The organism is Arthrobacter sp. Leaf141 (assembly GCF_001424565.1).
Classification (GTDB): Bacteria; Actinomycetota; Actinomycetes; order Actinomycetales; family Micrococcaceae; genus Arthrobacter.
In genome coordinates, this window is sequence record NZ_LMOL01000018.1 from 1 (window position 1) to 636 (window position 636).

1 pseudogene is annotated in these 636 nt (G+C 66.7%); it reads right to left on the minus strand.

Annotated features, from left to right (window positions below):
- Positions 1-94: 94 nt before the first annotated feature.
- Positions 95-636, minus strand: a pseudogene (locus ASF72_RS13760) (hypothetical protein); the annotation flags it as partial.

Sequence of the window (636 nt, forward strand, 5' to 3'; positions counted from 1 at the left end):
AGGTCCTTGGTGACATCACCAAGAAGCTCACCCAACGAGGTAGTATCCGCTTTCCGATGGGCCTCACTCGGGGCCGGTTCGGGGATTTGGCTGCTCACAGCAGACGTCCTTCCGCCGGATTGTACGGGTCATCCTCGAACCGCAACGGTGTGTCCGCCGACGTGCCGGCCGGGAGCGACGCCGTGGACACCGGCGTTCCGCTGCCTACTACGGGCTCGGCGTGAAGGTCGGCATCGCTACCCGCGGCGAATACCGTTTCCTGCCGCCGCGGTGCAGGCTGTGGTGAGCGGCTGGCTACTTGCTGCCCCGAGGGGGTGGATACGGTGTCATTCCCGGTGGGTCCGGCGGTGAGTCCACGGGTAAGGCGGCCGGCAAGGATACCTGCGCCCGCTGCCAGCAGCAGGAAGGTGCCCGGCTTGTTCCGGGCGAAGGTCTGGACCTCGCTAAGGAGCGAACCCGGATCCCGGTTCTCAAGCCAACCCGCAACGGCTGAGGTGCGTTCGGCTGCCTCCCGGATGAGGTCAGTGGCCATGCCCTGCTCTCCGGGAGCCTCGGCCATGCTGTGCAGTTGGCTGGAGATGTTCCGGATTCCCTCGGCAGCCTTCTGCTGCTGGGTCCCGGCCTGGCTGGTGAGCC